Annotated in this window: 16 protein-coding genes; 8 read left to right on the forward strand and 8 right to left on the reverse strand. The window is 63.0% G+C overall.

The window, feature by feature from the left end:
- Positions 1-2,208: a pyrroloquinoline quinone-dependent dehydrogenase gene (locus B9A15_RS14945; protein ID WP_084411163.1), complete on the forward strand. Its 2,208-nt coding sequence runs from the start codon at positions 1-3 to the stop codon at positions 2,206-2,208.
- Between the two features lie 238 nt (positions 2,209-2,446).
- Entirely contained in the window at positions 2,447-3,319 is an 873-nt protein-coding gene (locus tag B9A15_RS14950) for an NAD(P)-dependent oxidoreductase (protein ID WP_084411165.1), read from the forward strand.
- Positions 3,320-3,543: 224 nt separating this feature from the next.
- Here B9A15_RS14950 and B9A15_RS14955 read toward each other — a convergent pair whose 3' ends face one another.
- Both B9A15_RS14955 and B9A15_RS14960 read right to left on the reverse strand, forming a co-directional pair.
- Positions 3,544-3,957 (reverse strand): response regulator, encoded by a 414-nt coding sequence (locus B9A15_RS14955; protein ID WP_084411167.1) that lies wholly within the window; start codon positions 3,955-3,957, stop codon positions 3,544-3,546.
- 205 nt (positions 3,958-4,162) lie between these two features.
- Positions 4,163-4,789, reverse strand: a complete 627-nt coding sequence (locus B9A15_RS14960; RefSeq protein ID WP_084411168.1) for a histidine phosphotransferase family protein — start codon at positions 4,787-4,789, stop codon at positions 4,163-4,165.
- A 333-nt stretch (positions 4,790-5,122) separates the two neighbouring features.
- Between B9A15_RS14960 and B9A15_RS14965 the strand changes: the two genes are divergently transcribed.
- The 3 genes from B9A15_RS14965 (at position 5,123) to B9A15_RS14975 (ending at position 7,699) form a co-directional block, all read left to right on the forward strand.
- Positions 5,123-5,704 carry a DUF1134 domain-containing protein gene (locus B9A15_RS14965; protein ID WP_084411225.1) on the forward strand — a complete coding sequence of 194 codons (582 nt, stop codon included), beginning with the start codon at positions 5,123-5,125 and terminating at the stop codon, positions 5,702-5,704.
- Positions 5,705-5,841: 137 nt separating this feature from the next.
- Positions 5,842-7,086, forward strand: coding sequence for a hypothetical protein (locus B9A15_RS14970; RefSeq protein WP_084411169.1), 1,245 nt, complete (start codon positions 5,842-5,844; stop codon positions 7,084-7,086).
- Positions 7,087-7,216: 130 nt separating this feature from the next.
- Positions 7,217-7,699, forward strand: coding sequence for a hypothetical protein (locus B9A15_RS14975; RefSeq protein WP_210190531.1), 483 nt, complete (start codon positions 7,217-7,219; stop codon positions 7,697-7,699).
- A 281-nt stretch (positions 7,700-7,980) separates the two neighbouring features.
- Here the strand turns inward: B9A15_RS14975 and B9A15_RS14980 are convergent, their stop codons facing one another.
- The 5 genes from B9A15_RS14980 to B9A15_RS15000 form a co-directional block, all read right to left on the reverse strand.
- A complete protein-coding gene (locus B9A15_RS14980) occupies positions 7,981-8,448 on the reverse strand; it encodes a hypothetical protein (protein WP_084411173.1) in 468 nt (155 codons plus the stop codon).
- Positions 8,449-8,464: 16 nt separating this feature from the next.
- A complete protein-coding gene (locus B9A15_RS14985; protein WP_244556970.1) occupies positions 8,465-9,007 on the reverse strand; it encodes a hypothetical protein in 543 nt (180 codons plus the stop codon).
- Between the two features lie 73 nt (positions 9,008-9,080).
- Complete coding sequence (gene gyrB, locus B9A15_RS14990; RefSeq protein WP_084411174.1) at positions 9,081-11,519, reverse strand: DNA topoisomerase (ATP-hydrolyzing) subunit B; 2,439 nt, start codon at positions 11,517-11,519, stop codon at positions 9,081-9,083.
- A gap of 121 nt (positions 11,520-11,640) precedes the next feature.
- Positions 11,641-12,054 (reverse strand): type II toxin-antitoxin system VapC family toxin, encoded by a 414-nt coding sequence (locus B9A15_RS14995; RefSeq protein WP_084411176.1) that lies wholly within the window; start codon positions 12,052-12,054, stop codon positions 11,641-11,643.
- The gene (locus B9A15_RS15000; RefSeq protein WP_084411178.1) at positions 12,051-12,296 is read right to left on the reverse strand and encodes a FitA-like ribbon-helix-helix domain-containing protein; all 246 of its coding nucleotides are present in this window, start codon (positions 12,294-12,296) and stop codon (positions 12,051-12,053) included. Before B9A15_RS15000 ends, B9A15_RS14995 begins: the two co-directional genes overlap by 4 nt.
- A gap of 183 nt (positions 12,297-12,479) precedes the next feature.
- On the opposite strand from B9A15_RS15000, the gene B9A15_RS15005 reads away from it, so the two are divergent.
- Together B9A15_RS15005 and rpsU are read left to right on the forward strand one after the other, a co-directional pair.
- On the forward strand, positions 12,480-13,880 hold the full coding sequence (locus tag B9A15_RS15005; RefSeq protein WP_084411181.1) for a cytochrome P450: 1,401 nt from the start codon (positions 12,480-12,482) through the stop codon (positions 13,878-13,880).
- A gap of 668 nt (positions 13,881-14,548) precedes the next feature.
- The gene (rpsU, locus tag B9A15_RS15010; RefSeq protein ID WP_084411183.1) at positions 14,549-14,776 is read left to right on the forward strand and encodes a 30S ribosomal protein S21; all 228 of its coding nucleotides are present in this window, start codon (positions 14,549-14,551) and stop codon (positions 14,774-14,776) included.
- A 306-nt stretch (positions 14,777-15,082) separates the two neighbouring features.
- Here the strand turns inward: rpsU and cysK are convergent, their stop codons facing one another.
- On the reverse strand, positions 15,083-16,111 hold the full coding sequence (gene cysK / locus B9A15_RS15015) for a cysteine synthase A (RefSeq protein ID WP_084411185.1): 1,029 nt from the start codon (positions 16,109-16,111) through the stop codon (positions 15,083-15,085).
- Positions 16,112-16,362: 251 nt separating this feature from the next.
- On the opposite strand from cysK, the gene B9A15_RS15020 reads away from it, so the two are divergent.
- Complete coding sequence (locus B9A15_RS15020) at positions 16,363-17,157, forward strand: GGDEF domain-containing protein (protein ID WP_084411187.1); 795 nt, start codon at positions 16,363-16,365, stop codon at positions 17,155-17,157.
- The last annotated feature ends 14 nt before the right edge of the window (positions 17,158-17,171 follow it).

Below are 17,171 nucleotides of genomic sequence, written 5' to 3' on the forward strand. Positions count from 1 at the left end.
ATGTTGAAATTCCGTCTTCCTTCCGCCATCGCTCTTGCCGCTGGCGTGAGCGTTCTGACCCTGACCGCCCTCCCCGCCGCCAAGGCCCAAGAGACTGATAGCGAGGCCACCGGCCAGCAGCTCGGCGCTTCGCCCGGCGGCGGCGATGCCACCACGGGCGGCGCTCTCAATTCCGGTGGAAATGCCGGAACAGCCGGCGAGACGACGACCACCGAGGCGGCGAGCGAGCCTCAGGCGACATCGAACGGATCTGAAGCGAACGGCGCCGATGGCTCCGACTCGAGCGCGTCCAGCACCGCCGCAGCCAACAATTCCGGCCAAGCTCCCGCCCCGCGCGAGCGCCGCGACATTCCGCTCGTTCCAGCCGAGTCCACCTGGGATGGCTTCCACGGTCAGCTGAACGCCCAGAAATATTCGCCGCTCGACCAGATCACGGCGGACAATGTCGGCGAAATCGAGAAGGTCTGGGAGTATCACACCGGCGACGTCTCGGACGGATCGGGCGATCTGCCGACCACGGTCTGGTCCGCTACCCCGATCTACGCCAATGACACGCTCTATATCGGCACGCCCTTCTACCGGGTGATCGCGCTCGATCCGGCGACCGGCGAAGAGAAATGGACCTTCGACAGCCAGTCGACCCTGAAGGCCCTCACCCAGCCGGCCCTGAAGAACCGGGGCGTCGCCTATTGGGAGGCCGAGAATCCGCAAGAGGGCGAGGCCTGCCAGAAGATCGTCTATCTCGGCACGATGGATGCGCGGCTCTTTGCCATCGACGCCGATACCGGCAAGCCTTGCGAAAATTTCGCCGATAATGGCGTCCTCGACGTCAATCAGTGGAACACGACCAATGCCCGTTGGCCGCTGTCGCTTCTCCAGCCGCCGACGATCACCGGCGATCACGTCATCATCGGCTGGGCCGGCATGGATTGGGCCTATGAGGAAGCCCCTCCCGGCACGGTCTTTTCCGTCAATGCCCGCACCGGCGAGCTCGAATGGACGCTCGACTTCATCCCCGAGGCCATTCGCGAGCGCACGGGCACGGCGAATGTCTGGACGGCCATGAGCGTCGATGAGGGGCTCGGCCTCGTCTATCTGCCGGTCTCTTCGCCGTCGCCGAACTATTGGGGCGGCAACCGCACCGAGGAGATCCCGCTTGCGACCTCCACCACCGCCGTCGATATCGAGACGGGCGAGGTCGTCTGGTCGCGCCAATGGGTTCATCACGACATCTGGGATTACGACATCAATTCCGCCCCGACGCTGATGGACATCACCGTCGATGGCAAGACGATCCCGGCCCTGATGCAGGCGACGAAGATGGGCTTCCTCTTCGTGGTCAATCGCGAAACCGGCGAGGATGTCTGGCCGATCGAGGAGCGGCCCGTCCCGTCAGGCCATGTGGAGGGCGAGGTCTATGCGCCGACACAGCCCTTCCCGACCAAGCCCGAACCGCTCCTCGACCAGGCCGAAAAGCCCAAGGCCTGGTGGCTCGCGGATCTCGCGAGCTTCGGCGCCTGCTCTCGGCTCATCGATTCCCTGCATTACGAGGGGATGTATTCGCCGCCGATCACCGAAGGAAACGGCGTCGCGGCCTTCCCGGACTCCTCGGGCGGTGTCCAGTGGGGCGGCGTCGCCTACGATCCGACCACGGAGACGGCGGTCGTCAACACCTCGCATATTCTGCAATATATCCAGCTCTACGATCGCAAGACCTATAACGAGATTGCCGGCGGCTCAGGCAATGAGAGCGGTTTCTATCCGCAGGAAGGCGCCCCCTTTGGCATGAGCCTGAAGGTCGCGCTCAACTGGCTCGGCATGCCCTGCTGGGAGCCGCCTTATGGCGAGCTGGTCGCCATCGACATGAAAACTGGCGACATCAAATGGCGCCATCCCATCGGCTCATCGCAGAAATACGGCTTCTATATGCCGGAATCTCTCGGCTCGCCGACGATCGGCGGCCCGGCGGTCACCGCCGGCGGCGTCATCTTCATCGGCGCTTCGATGGATGCGAAAGTGCGCGCCTATTCGCTGGAGACCGGCGAAGAGCTCTGGTCCGACATCGTTGAAGCACCGGCCGTCTCCAACCCGGCGGTCTTCGAGCATGACGGGCGCCAATATGTGGCCTTCACCGCAGGCGGCAACACCATCCTGAAGGATCAGGTGGGCGATCAGGTCGTCGTCTACGCTCTGCCCCAGGACGAGTGATCGAAAAGCGGGTCCGACAGGGCGCCTCCTTCGTCCGAGGAGCGCGTCCTGTCGGCTCGGCGATAGGCGAGCGAATGCCCGCGCGGCGCCCCGGCCGCAGGCCTTCCCGCCCCGTGCTCCTTGTCGCGGCCATTTGACCCTTCCGCTCACAGGTCTAATTCGTTGGTCCGCAGACACTGTCGGCCACGATCTCGTTGAGACGGAACGTGCGCCGTTGCGCGAGAGAGGGAGGAAGACGTTGGCGAAGGTTGCATTCATCGGATTGGGGGTCATGGGCTACCCCATGGCAGGCCATTTGAAGGCCAAGGGCGGCCATGACGTGACGGTCTGGAACCGCACCGGCGCCAAGGCCGAGAAGTGGGCCAGCGAACATGGCGGGGCCAAGGCCGATACGCCGCGCGAGGCGGCAACAGGTTGCGACTTCGTCTTCATGTGCGTCGGCAATGATGACGATGTCCGCTCGGTCGTCTATGGTGAGGATGGGGTTCTCGCAGGGCTCGAGACCGGCGCGACGCTCGTCGACAACACCACAGCCTCGGCCGAGCTCGCCCGCGAGCTCGATGCGGCAGCCCGCGAAAAGGGCGTCAAATTTATCGACGCACCCGTTTCCGGCGGCCAAGCCGGCGCCGAAAATGGCGCGCTGACCGTCATGTGTGGCGGCGAGGAGGCCGATTTCGAGACCGCCAAGCCGGTCATCGAGGCCTATGCCAAGATGGTCGGGCTGATGGGCCCGGCCGGGTCCGGTCAGTTGACCAAGATGATGAACCAGATCTGCATCGCGGGCCTTGTCCAGGGCCTGTCGGAGGCGATCGCCTTCGGCCAGAAATCCGGTCTCGACATCGAGAAGGTTGTCTCGGTTATTTCCAAGGGCGCCGCTGGCTCCTGGCAGATGGAAAACCGCCATAAGACCATGAATGAGGGCCATTATGACCACGGCTTCGCGGTCGAATGGATGCGCAAGGATCTCGGCATCTGCCTTGCCGAAGCCCGCCGCAATGGCGCCAAGCTCCCGGTGACGGCCCTGGTCGATCAATTCTATGCGGATGTGGAGGCGATGGGCGGCAAGCGCTGGGACACATCCAGCCTCCTCGCTCTTCTCAATCGCAACTGATCGCTTCGGGAGGCGGCGTCATCCGAAATCCGTTTGATCGCGTCGCGATGACGGATTTCAACACGCTCAAGCACCGCGCGGGCTTTGATACGGCACCGGCCTGATCTGCCGGATGCCTTTTCGTACCAAGATGCAGGGATGGTGACCCATCCGCATCTTGAGCCGTTCGAGCGCCACGCGGGCTTGACCAAAACTCGATGAGTCGGCCTCATCGAGCTTCGGTGTCAGGCCGCCTCTTCGACCCGCGACTTCATGAACAGGCTGATCGTCTCGCGAAAGCCGTCGGCATCGAACGGCTTCATCAGGACGCCGTTCGCGCCGGAGCGTCGCACCTTCATCTGCATGCCGATATTGCGTTCGACCAGCGAGACGAGGATCACCGCTTCGCGCCCCGCATCGCTCAAGCGAATCGTGCGCACGAAGTCGAAGACGGCCTGATTGCCGCCGGTCGCCGACAGGATGATGAGGTCGGCGCCACCCTTTTCCCGATGCGCGGCTTCCGCTTCGGACAAGGTCTCGAAACAGTCGGTCTCGACGCCAAGCTTTGCGAGAATGCGCGGAGCCACTTTCCGCACGATCGGCATCTCGTCGAAACACAGGCAGGTCGGCATCGGCGTCTCCTCCGCTCCATCGCGCATCGGAGCGCCGCTCCGGCCGAGCTCCGAAGACCGATCATGTCACGGGACGGCTTGCCAAAAGGTTTGCGTCCGGCCGATTATCGGCCTTATATCGCCGGACGAATGAATCGACCCCTCGGGTCAATCCACGTCCAGCGAAGGGCTCAGACGCCGCTCGGCCTCCCAGCGAACATTCGAAAGCGGTGCTCTCATATGTCCGCTGGTATTACCCGATCTTGAAGACGACCGATCCCTCGCCCTTCTCGTAGCTGACGCTCAACCCGGCCTCGCGGGCAAGAAACAGCGTGTAATAGGGCTGGATGGTCTGTGCATCCATCGCCTCGCCGTCGTCGACGCCGTCGAGCAGGGCCACCGCGCGCGGCTGGAGCCGGATCCGCTCGCCCTTGGCGGTGACGGTCGCCTTGCCGGGATCGATCTCTTCGATCGACACTGTCACCTCGCCGCCGCGGCTGATCGAGTGGGAGGCCAAGACGACGAGATTGAGCACGGCCTTGGCGAAGTTCTTGGCCGCATAGCCGCCCTCGCCCTCCCAGGTCAGGGTCGGCTTTTCATGGGCCATATAGCCTTCGGCCACGCCCTTGGCGTCGTTGAGATCCACCGTCGCCGTCTTCGAGCCAGAGGCGCCATAGGCCATGCGCGCGAATTGCAGCTTGGCGACCGCTGATTTAAGCGAACCGCGAACGAGCTCCATCGACTCGGCATCGTTCGGCATGTCGTCGAGAAGCTCCAGACCGCTCTGGATGCCGAAGACCGGCGAGATGATGTCGTGGCAGAGCTTGCTGGCCAGAAGCGCCGCGAGATCGGCTGGCGAGAGATCGGGCAAGGACGTCATGCGGGCTTCCTTCGTCTTTGAGTGGTCCTCGGCCCTTACGCCGACCGGTCCGCCGGGCCAACCCTTCACAATGGCGAGGCCTCGACGGGAACCGGCCCTTGGAACGGGCAGACCGTCAAGCGGTGTGAATCCTCAGCCTTGCGCGGGGCTGATGATCCGACCTCCGACGGCTGTGACCGGCAGAGCGAAGAGCTCAGATCCAATCGACATCTTAGCGTTTCGGTAACCCTGAACCGCCAGACTAGGGGCCCTGCCGGCCGCGGTCGACGGCCTTTGCGCCTGCCGAATATCGAAGCAGGCGCGAGATACGAGATCCATGGGAGCCTTTGCGCCATGACACGATCGTTCAACGCCTTTGCCACTTTCTGGCTCGCCTGTTGCCTCGCGCTCGGCGCGATCGGGGCAAGCCGGGCCCAAACGCCTGCGCCTCAGTCCGGCTATACGATGGACGAGGTCATCACGACCGGCCATCGCTTCTTCGGCTCGACAGCCGGCGGACTTGCCCAGCTCGTCCAGCGCGCGATCGAGGATTACGGCCTGCCCAATGGCTACATTCTCGGCGAGGAGGCTTCGGGCGCCTTTGTCGGCGGCTTGCGCTTCGGCGAAGGCACGCTCTTCACTAAAAATGCGGGCAATCACCGGGTCTTCTGGCAGGGCCCATCGGTCGGTCTCGACTTCGGCGGCGACGGGGCCCGGACCATGATGCTCGTCTACGACCTGCCCTCGGTCCAGGCGATCTATGGCCGCTTTGGCGGCGTCACCGGCACGGCCTATTTGGTAGGCGGTCTCGGCATGACGGCGCTGAAGCGCGACCAGGTGATGATCCTGCCGATCAAGACCGGCGTCGGAGCGCGGCTAGGCGTAAATATCGGCTATTTGAAGCTGACGCCGATGCCGACCTGGAACCCTTTCTGACCGAAGGGAATTCCCCTTCGCCGAACACGATCGCAACACCTGCCGGAAGAATTTCGACGAAACCGCATCGATAGGCGAGAAAAGTCGCGTCCGCCGGATTATGTTATGGTGGCAGAACGAAAGTTGCCGTCTCGCCCATGATCACCGCCGCCCTCGTCTTCGCCTTCGGGTTTCTCGTCGCTTTGCTTCTGGCGCTTCTGCTCGCACCGCTCGTCTGGAGGCGGGCGCAGCACATTGCGCGCCAGGAATTCGAAGCGACCATCCCGGCCAATGCGCGTGAGATCCGGGGCACTTATGACCATCTTCGCGCGCGCCTCGCCTTCGACGCGCGCAAGCGCGAAGTGGCCGCCGAAGAGCGCGAACGCCGCGCCGCTTTGGAGCGCGCCGATGCCGGCCGGGTCGCCAGCGAAAATGCCGAGCTAAAGGCTCGAACTCAGGCGCTGAGCGCGCAGATCGCCCAGCAGATGGCCGAGCTCGAAGATCTCAATACCACCTTGTCGAAGCGCGAGAACGAGGCGGACGAGATCGATCGCGAATTGCGCGATGCCCATCACGATCTGATCCAGAAGATCGAGGAGCTGGAAACGCTCGGCGCGCGCTTCAACGAACTCTCCGACATCGCGGAAGAGCGAAAGATCACTTTGGTCGCGTTGGAGACCCGCAATGAGGGCCTTCTCGACGATCTGCGCCAGAACGAGCGGCGTGCGCGCGAAGCCAACCACACGATCGATCGGCTGACCAGCGAGCTCGAAGCCACGTCGGCCCAACTCGATAAGGAGCGTCAGGCCAATCGCCGCTTGGACGCGAAAGTGGCACGGCTGACCACGCAGCTCTCCGATCGCGACGAACAGCTCGAGCGCATGTTCGCGCAACGAGGCAACGACAATGGCGCGCGCCCCACGCGCAGCGCGACACGAAGCCGGGACGAGAGCGCAGCGAACGGACGGAGCACGAACGATGCGCGCGGGACCGATCGCGCATCCCTGCCAGCGGCAAGCCCCGAAGATGCGGCCCACAAAAGTCGAGACATGCCTCGCCGAGGCGTGCGAAGCGGCTATCAAATCCTCGAAGAGGCAAGCCGCGAACCTGCGGCCGAACGGGGACAGGATCCGGCTGCCCTGCGTCCCGAAAGCGAGGAAACGACATCAATCGACAGAGAAAAGACGGAAACTGATCTTTTGGCGATCCATGACCCCGCGCAGCTGCGCGAGGAGGTCGCGGAAATTGCCGCCCGCGTCATCGACGTCACCGCGCGCCAAGAAGGGCCGAATTCGCCCATCGAGACGATCCTCGCCCGCGCCGACGAGGATACCGACCCGCGAACATTGGCTGGCCGGGTCCGCAGTCTGCGCAAGGATCGCTCCATCCAAGCAGCCGAGTAAAGACTTCAGCCAACCGGAAGGCGTACCCGGACGAGAAGCCTCTGGGCTCGGTAGCCCGGCTATGGCATGGACGAGAGGCAGAGGCGGGCCGACTGGTCCAAGCCGTCCCACGGAAGCTTTGAGGACAAGGATGCCCATAGGCCCGGACCCATTCAAGGTCGCATTGGCGGCCGGTCTCATGATGGTCTTCAGTCTGACGCCGGCCCAATCCCAGACCTGGAACGCCAGCGAGGCGGATGGCGAGGTGCGCACCGGTCCAACCTACGAATTCGACTATTCGGGCCTGTTCCTACGGTGCAACCGATCGACCGGCCGGCTCCATCTCAGGCTCGACGGCACAACCGGGCGCTATATCGAAGGATCGGTCCACCCATTGACCATATCCATAGCCGGGCGCGTCTTCCCGCTCGAAGGCATCGTGTACCCCTCGGAGCTTGGAGAAAACTACAGCTTCGAGATCGAGCCGAAGGCCGAGACGCTGAACCCGCTGCTCGACGCTCTCGCCGCTGGCCTTCGAGCGACGGTCATCACCCCCAATGACCGCTACGAAGTGCCGCTCAAAGGCTCTCAAAAAGCAATCGAACGCTTCCGCCGGGATTGTCCATCGGTTTGAAGATTCGAGCGATCGGTCGATTTAGGCCAACGTGCTCGCTTTGGTCGATGAAGCGCTGACGACGTTCGTCATCCTCGGCCAGTCTGAGCCGGGATTCCATGCCTCAGCGCCTTTCAATCCGCTCGGTTTCGCGGCCTGTCATGATGCCCTTCCGCGATCAGAGCACCGCACGAGCGTGGACTACATCCGTCCCGCGCCCTTCGAGCATGGGGATGACGAAGCGTCGGGGGCTCGCCTGAGCTTTCGACACCGGGAGAGACGGCGGTCCTTCGTGGCCAGACTTAGCCGGGCTCCTCGAACTGCCTCGACCTCAACTGGCGATATCCCTCCGATTCCGCAGGAAATGCGACGACGCCTCTGTGATAGGGAAATCGGGCGCGCTGGAGCGGATCGGGACCGGTGAAGATGAGCCGCGTCCGGAAGGCCGGAGGGCTCACGACGATCAGATAAGGTTTTAACGAGGGATCGTTCGGAACGAACATCGGCATGTCGAGATACCGCCTGTCGTCGCGAACCCAGCCGGGCATATCGAGCGCCCAGCGCCTCGCAAGATGTTCGCCGACGCCGCCAATGAAGGCATCGGCCTGCGGATGGCCGAGATATCTCGGCTCATCGGCGATCATCGCGGATTGGCGCTCGATGTCTCCATCCGCGCCATAGAATGCATCGAGAAATTCGCGGATGTGGTCGTTCCAGTCCCCCCCCTCCATGCTCCTCTCGGCAACCGCGACGAGGCTTCGCGAGCGCATCCGCCTCAAGCTCCTTTCACGAGAACGGAGCGAAAACGCGATAAGGCCTCCCAATGGGGCTCTTCGTCATGAATCGAGACGTATAGGGCTCGAAGTTCGCCCTCGTTGTCGATGGCGAGATGAGAAGCCAGCGCCGAGCATCACCCAAGTCCTTGTCGCCTCGGTCGATGTTGCGCAACGCCTGCAGCTTCATCGCCAACAGATATTGGGGCTTGGCCGTCAGCACCCGAAGGCCGGGAGTCCCAGTCATGGGATAATTGCCCATGACGTCGAAGAGATCGTCGTTCTCGCCAAGCGGCGTGTACATGCCGACAGCATTGTTCAACCAGTCGCCTTCGAGCCCCATCTGACGCGCGACCACCGCCACCGAAGCGCCAAGCGCATGCTCGTCGTAACCCTCTCTCACGACAGCGTCGACATATTCGGTGGATCGCCCCCAGTCGAACTGCAGAACAATCGCGCTTCCGCGATAGACAGCGAGCTCGATAAAGAGTCCTCTGGCGAGAAGATCGTTGCCAAGCCGTTCGAGGGCCTCGATCAGTCGCGCCTTGTCGAACATCCGCTTCTGCCTTCGAGAAACGCTTCAGGCCGGAGCGCGATCCGCTTTGGACGAACTCGCCCCGCCCTCCGCGTCAAATATCGAGATTGGCGACCGAAAGGGCGTTGTCCTGGATGAATTCGCGCCGGGGCTCGACCTCGTCGCCCATCAGCCGGGCGAAGAGGTTGTCGGCGTCGGTGGCGTCCGACACCTTCACCCGCACCAGCGTGCGGGCATTGGGGTCGAGGGTCGTCTCCCAGAGCTGGTCGGAATTCATCTCGCCGAGACCCTTATAGCGCTGGGTCGAGATTCCCTTGCGGCCGACTTCGAAGACGGTGAGGAGAAGTTGCAGCGGCCCCGCGATCAGGCGCTCGGTATCCTTGCGCCGCAGGACCGGCACGCCGGCGCCATAAATGTCGTTCAGCCGCTCGGCCTGGCGCATCAGGGCATGGGCATCGCCCGAATGCAGGAGCGCGGCATCGAGCGTCTGCACCTCGGTCACGCCGCGCACCGTCCGGCGGAAGCGATAGCCGCCGTCGATGGCTTCGCCTTCCCAGCCCTTTTCGGTTTCTTCCGCAATCAAGTCGAGCCGCTCGGCAATGCGGGCCGCCGTCGCTGGCCCGTCCTGGGGGTGATCGGCGACGTCGGGCGACAGCGCGCCCATGATCGCCGCCTGCTCGACGACCGAGCGATCGTAGCGCGAATGAAGCCCGGACAGGATCTGGCGCACCGCCAGGGCATCGTCGACCACGGCGCGCAGATCGCGCCCGGTGCGGATTTCGCCGCCCGGCATTTCGAGGGCCGCGTCGTCGAGGCCGCCTTCGATCAGATAGTTCTCAAGCGCGCGCTCGTCCTTCAGATATTGGCTCTGCTTGCCGCGCGTCACTTTGTAGAGCGGCGGCTGGGCGATGAAGATATGGCCGCGCTCGATCAGCTCCGGCATCTGGCGGAAGAAGAAGGTCAGAAGCAGGGTGCGGATATGGGCGCCGTCCACATCGGCGTCCGTCATGATGATGATCTTGTGATAGCGCAGCTTGTCGGCATTGAACTCGTCCTTGCCGATCGAGGTGCCGAGGGCGGTGATCAAGGTGCCAATCTGGTCCGAGCCGAGCATGCGATCGAAACGGGCGCGCTCCACATTGAGGATCTTGCCGCGCAGGGGAAGGATCGCCTGGTTCTGGCGCGAGCGCCCGCCCTTGGCCGAGCCACCGGCCGAGTCACCCTCGACGATGAAGATCTCGGACTTGGCGGGGTCGCGCTCCTGACAGTCGGCGAGCTTGCCGGGCAGCGAGGTGATGTCGAGCGCGCCCTTGCGCCGGGTCAGCTCGCGCGCCTTGCGCGCCGCCTCGCGGGCGGCAGCCGCCTCGACCACCTTGGTGATGACGATCTTGGCTTCCTGGGGGTTCTCCTCGAACCAGGTCGAGAGCGTCTCGTTGACGAGATTTTCCACCACCGGACGCACCTCGGACGAGACGAGCTTGTCCTTGGTCTGGGAGGAGAATTTGGGGTCCGGCACCTTCACCGACAGGATGCAGGACAGGCCCTCGCGACAGTCGTCGCCGGTCGGCTGGACCTTTTCCTTCTTCAACAGGCCGGAAGCGTCCGCATAGCCCGTCACCTGCCGGGTCAGGGCGCCGCGAAAGCCGGCAAGATGGGTGCCGCCGTCGCGTTGGGGAATGTTGTTGGTGAAACAGAGGACGTTTTCGTTATAGGAATCGTTCCACCACAGCGCCGCCTCGACGGTGATGCCATCCTTCTCGCCCTTCAGCGAGATCGGCGCCGAAAGCAGCGGCTTCTTGGCGCGGTCCACATAACGCACGAAGGCTTCGAGGCCGCCCTCATAGAACAATTCGATCCGCTTCTCGTCGGCCGGCCGCTTGTCGGTAAGCGTGATGCGGACGCCGGAGTTCAGGAAGGCGAGTTCGCGCAGCCGGTGCTCCAGCGTTGCGTAGTCGAAGCTCGTCACGCCCTGAAAGGTCTCGAAGGAGGGCATGAAGGTGATCGCCGTCCCGGTCTCGCCGCCGGCATCCCCCGTCGCCGCGAGCGGGGCGTCGGGTACGCCATGGGTAAAGCTCATCTCGTGGATCTGGCCCTTGCGCTTGATGCGCATCTTCAGCCAGGTCGAAAGAGCGTTCACCACGGACACGCCGACACCGTGGAGGCCGCCGGAGACCTTGTAGGAGTTCTGATCGAATTTTCCGCCGGCATGGAGCTGGGTCATGATGACCTCGGCGGCCGACACGCCCTCGCCCGTGTGAATATCGGTCGGAATGCCGCGCCCATTGTCAGTGACCGTGCAGGAGCCGTCGGCATTCAGCGTCACCGTCACCAGGGTCGCGTGGCCGGCCAGCGCTTCGTCGATCGCATTGTCGACGACCTCATAGACCATGTGATGCAGGCCCGACCCGTCGTCGGTGTCGCCGATATACATGCCGGGACGCTTGCGGACGGCGTCGAGCCCCTTCAGGACCTTGATGGAATCGGCACCATATTCGGCGGGGAGGCCGGCGGAGAGATCGTTGGCAGCGGACATTGGCTTCCTTGCATGCGGGAGGCCCGTTCGAGGGCCTTAAGAGCGAGTCATCGCTCTCATGAACACCCATGTATATAAAGTGTTGTGGAGCGCGATGAAAGCGTTGCGACGCAAAGAGGCGTCATGCGTTCCAGGGATCGACCAGTTCGACGCCGCATCCGGTGAAATCGGCGACATTGCGCGTGGCGATCGTGGCGTCCAGGGAGCGTGCCGTGGCGGCGATGAGGCCGTCGAACCCCTCGAGCGGCCGACCCACCATCCGGCGCATCATAACGATTTCCGCATAATGGTTGGCAGCATCTGCGGTGAAGGGCAGAATGGCCTGGAACTGACCGAACACGTCGGCGAGAGCGGCCGACAGGATGCGCCTGCGTGACCCTGCTGGCATGATGGCCAGCCCGGCCTGGATTTCGGCTTGAACGATCGTTCCCGTCACGAGAGACGACCGGGGCTGCGAAGCGACCCAATCGAAGACCTGCTGCGAACAGGCCGGGCGAACGAGTTCCGAAATCACGTTGGTGTCGAGAAGAATCATGAAAAGTCCGGCGGCTCGCGTGCAGGGCCGCGCGCAATTTCGGGCAGATCGATCCCGCCGATGGGTTCCACGATCCTGCGGATCGACGTCGCCAGATCCACCTCTTTCTTCGCGGACGGTGTAATCGCATCCCGCAAGATCGCGCGGAGCTCGGCCTCCATGGACCGGCCGTTCTTGGCCGCCCGCACGCGCAGGGCTTCGCGTTCGTGGTCGGGCACGTTTCTGATCGTCAAGGTCGCCATGCCGCCACTATAGCAACGAGATCGACAGCACTGCAAGCATTGCATGCATTGCATGCATTGCCTCGCTGGCCTGCGATTGACGGTTCGATATCCCGCGTCCCTTCGCCCCGCTCGACGCCGTCCGAGCGCGTCCCCATATTGCAACGCAGGGTCATCAACACAGTCCGATCGGCGATAGGCTCCATGTCCACTGCGCTTCCCGCAACAAATAGTCCTGGCCCCGAATCGGCGCCGCGTCCATTTCGGGCACCGGCTCCAGTTCCCCATGCCGAACCGCTGGGCTTCTTCGGCTTCATCCAGACCGCGACGCGCAATCCCATCGAGATCTGGGGCACCAGGGCCTTCAAGGAGCCTTACGTTCGCGGCTCCTGGCTCGGTGTGCCCAATATCGTGATCAACGATCCCGACAGCGTCCGGCACTGTCTCGTCGACAATGCGAAGAACTACGTGATGCAGCCGCTGCGCCAGCGCCTCTTGCGTCCATTGCTAAGAGACGGACTCCTGACGGCGGAGGGCCAGCTTTGGCGCCGAACGCGAAAGGCGATCGCTCCAGTCTTCACACCGCGGCACATCGCCGGCTTCACGGAGCCGATGGCGGCACGATCGGAACAGATGGCCGATCGCCTGGAAGCTCTTGAAGGCCGGGAGCTGGACATCTCCCATGAGATGACACTGCTCACCTTCGACATCCTTCAGGCAACGCTATTCTCCGACGACATCGCCTCCGAGCCCGAAGGCTTCGCTCGCTCCACCCGCGACTTCCTCGGCTCGATGGGCCGGGTCGATCCGCTCGATCTTCTCGGCGCGCCCGCCTTCTTGCCGCGACTTCGGCGTCTCAAGGGCCGCAGGTCCATGGCCTATTTCCGCGGCCTCATCGTCGAGACGATCGAAAAGCGGAAAAGCCAGATGGCAGCGGGCGGAAACGACGTCCCGAACGATCTCCTCACGCTCCTCCTCAAGGCCGATGGTCTCTCGCGAGACGAGATCGAGGACAATATCATCACCTTCATCGGAGCCGGGCACGAAACGACGGCGCGTTCGCTCGCCTGGACGCTCTATCTCCTCAGCCAGGCGCCGGAGGAACGCGCCAAGGTCGAAGCCGAGATCGACCGGGTCCTTCCGACTCTCTCCCATCCATCCCAGTATCTCGACGCCCTGCCCCAAACCCGCGCCGTCTTCGAGGAGGCCATGCGGCTCTATCCCCCCGCCCCCTCGCTCAACCGGACGGCGCTCGCGCCCGACAACGTCGGCGATCTGGAGATTCCCGCCGGCGCCACCCTACTCGTTATGCCCTGGCTCATCCATCGGCATGAAATGCTGTGGGATCGGCCTGACCATTTCATCCCGTCTCGCTTCCTGCCGGAGAATCGCGACGCGATCGATCGTTTCCAATATCTGCCTTTTGGGGTCGGTCCGCGCATTTGCATCGGCGCTAGCTTTGCCATGCAGGAGGCGGTTATCGCCTTGGCTATCTTGATGCGGCGGCTGCGCTTCGACTTTGTGGGCGCGGCTCATCCAGCTGTCGTTCAGCGCATCACCGTTCAACCCGATGGCGGCCTGCCCATGCGCGCGTCGCGGCGCTAGGTGCAAGACATCAGCCGTCGCGAAGAATTGTATCGAAGGCCTTTCGCGGGCCCGGCGACGGGGTCGGCGCGCCCAAACGCGCTGGACTGTCGAGGTTTTTGGGCCGCTCCATCGCGTGAAACGACACGTCATGAACGGGTCGGCCGGCCCTTGATCGCACCGCTTTTTGCTCACAAGGCATGGACATTCCGGCCCGGGCGCGCGAAAAGACACGCTACGCCTGTTCCGATTATTCCGCATTCTCGCGGCTTTCTGTCCGGGACAGGGCGCTCGGCAGCGTCCTCTGGCGGTGACTGGTCCAAAATGGACATGGCACCGTCTTCCTAGAGTAAGGCGCCAAAAAGTTGATCGACTTTTTGGATCACGGCTTACGACAAACAAGAGGTTAGAGTGGGCATGCGACCGAACTCGGTCGCGTTTCACTCTAGAGCGCCAAGCGCCGGTCAAGCGCCTTTCGTGATGGAAGCGGCAGCCCGTTCGGGCGCGGCTCTCAAGGCGCGGCCAAGCACTCGTCGAAGGCCATCGACCTTCCGGCGAAGCCTGTCATCCGCAGGCGATCAGTGACGTTCGTTTGAACCTTCGGGTCCAGACGATCGTTATCCGTCTATCGATGCATCATCCGATGCACCGATCCGTTGAACGACCAACCTTACGACGAAGGAGACGCTTTGAAAGTCGACGTTCGAGACAACAATGTGGATCAGGCTCTTCGCGCGCTGAAAAAGAAGCTGCAGCGCGAGGGCGTATTTCGTGAAATGAAGGCACGGCGCTCCTATGAGAAGCCGTCCGAGGAACGCGCTCGCCGCAAGCAGGAAGCCATCCGCCGTTCGCGGAAGCTCGCTCGCAAGCAGGCCCAGCGCGAAGGTCTTCTGCCGAAGTCCGGCCGCGCACGCTGAGCCGCGAAACCTAAGGCGTCCGATCGAGGCTGCCGATCCGGCAAAGCCGCGACCGCCTCCTCGACGAAAGCCAACCCCGTCATCGCGGCTCGAGTCCCGATGACACACCAAAAGCCCGAGCGAAATTCGCCCGGGCTTTTTTGTTTTCCAATGAAACGTCAAGCTTCGCCAGGGACGCGAACCGGGTTCCTCGTCAGGGGGGAGCTTTCGCAAATTCCTTGACGCGTTCGAAAGGCAGATCACACGCCGGGATCGGCGGCTTGAAGAACCACCGATGCCGGATCGACAAAGCCAAAGCTTCGTTCGTTAGATCGAGGGCGCGCCTTTGCGCGGCTCTTGGGTCTCGTCCTCGTCCGTCAGACCTTCGAAGAGAGCGGTCGAGAGATAGCGCTCGGCAAAGGACGGGATAATGACGACGATGTTCTTGCCTTCCATGCCCTCGCGCTGGCCGACCTTGATCGCAGCCCCAAGAGCTGCGCCCGATGAAATACCAACCGGGACGCCCTCGAGACGGGCGACGAGACGGGAAATCTCGAAAGATTCGTCATTCGAGATCTGGACGATTTCGTCATAGACCTCGCGATCGAGAATATCCGGCGCAAAGCCCGCGCCGATGCCCTGGATCTTATGCGGACCGGGATCGCCACCCGAGAGAACCGGCGAGGCCTCGGGCTCCACCGCAATCACCTTCATCTCCGGCTTGCGGCTTTTCAGGACCTGGCCGGCACCGGTGATCGTGCCGCCGGTGCCGATGCCGGCGACGAGAACATCGATCGCGCCGCCTGTATCGTTCCAGATTTCCTCGGCGGTCGTCACGCGGTGGATTTGCGGATTGGCCGGATTCTCGAACTGCTGCGGCATCACCGCGTCGGGAATCTCCGACAGAAGCTCCTGCGCCTTGGCGATCGCGCCCTTCATGCCCTTCGGCCCTTCGGTGAGGACGAGGTCGGCGCCCAAAAGCCGCAGCATCTTGCGGCGCTCGATCGACATGGTTTCGGGCATGGTCAGGATCAGGCGATAGCCCTTGGCCGCGGCCGCGAAGGCGAGCGCGATGCCGGTATTTCCCGAGGTCGGCTCAACGAGCGTCGTCTTGCCGGGGGTGATCTTACCGTCGGCTTCCAGACGCTCGATCATCGCAACGCCGATACGATCCTTCACCGATGAGATCGGATTGAAGAATTCGAGCTTGGCGAGAAGATTGGCCTTCACGCCCTTCTCCGCCGCCAGCTTATTGAGCCGAACGATGGGCGTATCGCCGATCGTGTCGACGATCGAGTCGTAGATGCGGCCGCGTCCCTTGGTGCGGGGGGTCGTGTCGTCGATCGGGTTGTCCATGTCTCTCTCCCTGAAAAACGATCGCAATTCGTCGATGAGCCGTCACGGGCGGTGCCGCGCCGAGACCATCGGTTCGAATACAGAAGGTAGGGCACGGCCGCGCCGATTGTCAGCACCGCTCTTTCAAAGACGGCCTCCAGCGGAGAAGAAGATTCCAGTCGGATCGATCGAATTGCAGGAAAACCCTTCAAGGCTCGTTGAGGCGGCCATGAAAGAATTGCCGGTAACAGTTGAATTGTGAGTGTTTTCTCATGTCGAAGCCGAGCCTGTCGATCGGGACGATCGTTACCGAATGCTGCCTGCTTCTGATCGCCAGCATCGCCTTCTCGATCAAGGCTGCGACCTGGTTCTTGGAAGACTCGAATGCAATGGTGCAATATCGCGTGACGCTCTTCGTCGTCATTCTCGCCGTTTGCGTCAGCTTGGTCCATCTCATTTATCTTGTCATTCGGCTGGGGCTGTTCCGCCTGCAGAGCGAGGGATGGAAGCGCCGGGCGCTCTATGATCGGCTGACCGGGGTGCGCAATCGAAGCGGGCTGACGCTGGGCTGGGGCGAGAAAATGGCAAGGGGTGGGCACGGCCTCGGGATCATGCTGCTGATCCTCGACGCCGACCACTTCAAGCGCATCAACGACAAGCTCGGGCATCCCGCAGGGGATCGAGCACTGAAGGCCATCGCGGGGACTCTGGCGCACTCCTTGAGACGCGACGATCTTGTCGGCCGAATGGGCGGCGAGGAGTTCGCTATCGTCTTCAATTGCTCGTCGGAAGACCAGGGCAGAGCGATCGCCGAACGTCTTCGTGCGACCATCGCGCGGCTTTCGGTTACGGAAGGCGGCCTGACGCTTCCGATCACGGTCAGCATCGGCGGGGTGTTCACCGCTCAGCCGATCGGCTTCCAGCGCCTTTACGACATTGCCGACGGCAATTGCTATCGCTCCAAGCGCGCCGGCCGCAACCGGGTGACAACCTCAACCGTACCGCCGGTGGCCTACGGTCACTCGGCGCAGCATTTCCGCCATGGTCAGCCCGCACGCGCCGCGTGAAAGATCCCGACAAA

This window comes from Fulvimarina manganoxydans, from assembly GCF_900176465.1.
Taxonomy (GTDB): Bacteria; Pseudomonadota; Alphaproteobacteria; order Rhizobiales; family Rhizobiaceae; genus Fulvimarina; species Fulvimarina manganoxydans.